The sequence below is a fragment of the Halalkalibaculum sp. DA3122 genome (genome assembly GCF_043951865.1).
Lineage (GTDB): Bacteria > Bacteroidota > Rhodothermia > Balneolales > Balneolaceae > JAMQKA01.
The window spans coordinates 1-2,838 of record NZ_JBINJF010000076.1 but is presented as its reverse complement, the minus strand read 5'-3'; the positions used below and the strand labels follow the sequence as shown (position 1 = coordinate 2,838).

The following is a 2,838-nucleotide window of genomic DNA, read 5'->3' as shown; positions in this document are numbered from 1 at the left end:
ATGTTGCACCGGTGAAAGTTTTGATAGCGGGCAACCAGCGTGACGGACCATCAACATCCACGCCTGCACAGGCCGGAGCGGGTGCCCCATTCACCACCGGAGAATGGGAATTATGAATGAAGAATTAAAAATTATGAATTTCGAAGGGGTACCGGGAAGGAGAACGCGGGGGTTCCCCCTTGTGGCAGTTATGATGAAAAAGCGGTAAATGATATTCGAAGGGGGTGCAGGGGGATGTTCAGTGAGGAATGAAAAATGAAGAATTAAAAATGATGAATTTCGAAGGGGAGATCGTATGAACGAGGTATAGCACCATGTCCAAGACCGGAAGAAGTTCTGTCTGACGAGGGAGCGAGCTACAAAATATACACCCTGGTCTTTCCCGGCCTTGAATGGGGCGCGAAGGTCCTGACGGTATACCTTGTCTGATGGTCAGCTCGGCTCGAAACCTGCGAGGTTTGTACTCCGGAAGGGACAATCCTCCCCGAGGCCATTGCCTTTCCGGGAAGGGAAACCTCGCAGGTTTGGGAGGTAGGCGTTGTTCGAACCCCCGGGGTTTTTCTTCAATGGTGGCTACACGTTACTACCAGGACTGCTTTTGCGGACAGGAAACCCTGCGGGTTTTGGGATGGGGCGTATCCCACTATCGCCTCAACAATGCGTTTTGAGGTGCCGCCATACCAATATAGGAAGAGGCTATAATCATCGCTCATAAATAATAATATCACCAATCCCCATCTTCATAAAATCCTTGTCAGCTGTAATAAACGGTATTTCAATGTTAAGAGCAGATGCCAGAATTATCGCATCGGGTAATTTTATGCTACTGTTTCTGCGAATAGATATAGCCTTGTTCTTAATACCCTCATTCATGTTTATGACAGTGCAATTTTTCAGAAATCCCTTTACCTGTTCCAGCTCAGTATTTTCAAGAGAGGGGTATCCCAAAAGCTCTATCTCTGTTATAAACGATATGAATAGATTATGATCTTCGAATAGTGGTATGAGTGTTTCGTCCCCACCCAGAAAGTAAAGAATAATATTAGTGTCAAGGAGAAGATTATTCCCACTCATCGCGCCATTCTTTTTGAAGCTTCACAGGATCCTTTTTAAGCTTCAATATGCCACAATATCTTTTAATGGATTCCTTATTCTTTCCAGCTTCAAGCTGTCTAAACTTTTCTTTGACAGTTTCTGCAGTACTACCTTTTTTTATGATCGTAATCATACATTTAGCTGTTTTTTTGACCTTATTTTATACCAATATAATTGAGGTACATTAAAAAACCCAACGCGAGATCACGCCTTCCTTTCTGTATCCTTTTGGAAATCGTGGCCAACGGCCCACCGGGCAGGTGGACCGCACCGGGGCTGGTTTTGTCAATCAAAGCATGGTTCGAAACCTGCGAGGTTTGTTACTCCGGAAGGGACGACACTTCTTGCTGCAGGAGTTCTTTCTTCACGCCGCCGCTGCATGCGGCCGGACGGCTTACGAATCGCCAGGGCGGAAGGAGGATGGAATTATGAATGAAGAATGAAGAATGATGAATTTCGAAGGGGCAGGAATGGAGAACCCGGGTCTTTCCCCCTTGTGGCAGTTATGATGAAAAAGCGGTAAATGACGTTCGAAGGGGGTGCAGGGGGATGTTCAGTGAGGAATGAAAAATGAAGAATTAAAAATAATGAATTTCGAAGGGGGAGATCGTATGAACGAGGTATAGCAATCATTCCGAGTGGAGGATCGGGCGGATGTTCCCGATCCGAAGTCGAGGAATCTATCCTGGCGCATGCCCGGTGCAGGTGCTTCTGCGGATCTCTTCGCTTCCTGGCGAGCGGCGAAATTGTCTTGCTGACGAACCAATTTCCTGGTGAAAAATACATGTTAATCGCAGAGTACGCGGAGGTATTCGCGAAGAGTAAGTACAGGGTAACGTATGCCTGACAAACGGTCGTCAGTCGTCTACCTCCAAATGTTCCAAGTCGTTTAAATCTTTTAGCCTGCCACTGGCCTGCTTATTCTGTTTAAGCTTCTCTAAACTAATAATATTTACACTGATATCATCCCAACTCTCTTTTATTCTTGTATCATAACATTCCTTAAACTCCACACCTGAAATAGAAGTCAATACTTCAATCCGCATTGGTGGCACCCCCATACGTATAACCTGGTCTTTTTCTAAAAATAGGTTCGCACTCAATTTATCAGCATCAAAACCAAATTTGTGAAGAGCTTTGACTACACGCTCCGCGTTAGAAGGGTTTCTTGCTATCCAAATATCCATATCTGCAGTAGCCCGGACATAGCCGTGATAACCTACTGCATAGCCATCTATTAATAAATATTTAACTTTTTGATCGTTCAGTAACTTCAAGAATTCTCTGAAGTCGGGTGGTAGCGGGATCGTAGCCATAAATAATCTGTCTTGTTAATTCCATTGCCTCTAACCGTTCATGTGGCGTTTTATCCTTCCAATACATTTTCTCTTCCTTGTCCTGTTCCTGGAGGCTGGTAACGGAAAATGCATTACGGTCAACGCGGAATTTGTCTTTTTGCATAATTATAATGGTCACTGATTGAAAAGACGTTACAGATGTTTAATGTAACAAAAGGAAGACTTTATTGCTTGGGGATAGCCTTCCATATCTGATGGTATCTTCAACAGCTTTCTTAGGTGTTCATTTTTTCATCGATGAAAAAACGAACCAAAAAAATCGCCGACTGGGGATGGGGAATGATGAATGTAGAATTAAAAATCACTGTTGTCCGGTAAACATATTAAGAGGGAACATAAGTCACCTTTAGAGTCTCTTCCACTCGTTTTTGTACCCTAATCTGAT

3 protein-coding genes are annotated in these 2,838 nt (G+C 44.0%); all 3 read right to left on the bottom strand.

What is annotated here, in order from left to right; all coding sequences use genetic code 11:
* Positions 1-702: 702 nt before the first annotated feature.
* Entirely contained in the window at positions 703-1,074 is a 372-nt protein-coding gene (locus ACG2F4_RS19165) for a type II toxin-antitoxin system VapC family toxin (protein WP_395262554.1), read from the bottom strand.
* The gene (locus ACG2F4_RS19160) at positions 1,061-1,228 is read right to left on the bottom strand and encodes a hypothetical protein (RefSeq protein WP_395262553.1); all 168 of its coding nucleotides are present in this window, start codon (positions 1,226-1,228) and stop codon (positions 1,061-1,063) included. The genes ACG2F4_RS19165 and ACG2F4_RS19160 overlap by 14 nt, the downstream gene beginning before the upstream one ends.
* Before the next feature lie 724 nt (positions 1,229-1,952).
* Positions 1,953-2,411: a hypothetical protein gene (locus ACG2F4_RS19155; protein ID WP_395262552.1), complete on the bottom strand. Its 459-nt coding sequence runs from the start codon at positions 2,409-2,411 to the stop codon at positions 1,953-1,955.
* Positions 2,412-2,838: the final 427 nt, after the last annotated feature.

Excerpts from the sequence above, each read along its gene's own strand:
- ACG2F4_RS19165 (WP_395262554.1), bottom strand. The coding sequence starts at position 1,074 with ATGAGTGGGAATAATCTTCTCCTTGACACTAATATTATTCTTTACTTT.
- ACG2F4_RS19160 (WP_395262553.1), bottom strand. The coding sequence starts at position 1,228 with ATGATTACGATCATAAAAAAAGGTAGTACTGCAGAAACTGTCAAAGAA.
- ACG2F4_RS19155 (WP_395262552.1), bottom strand. The coding sequence starts at position 2,411 with ATGGCTACGATCCCGCTACCACCCGACTTCAGAGAATTCTTGAAGTTA.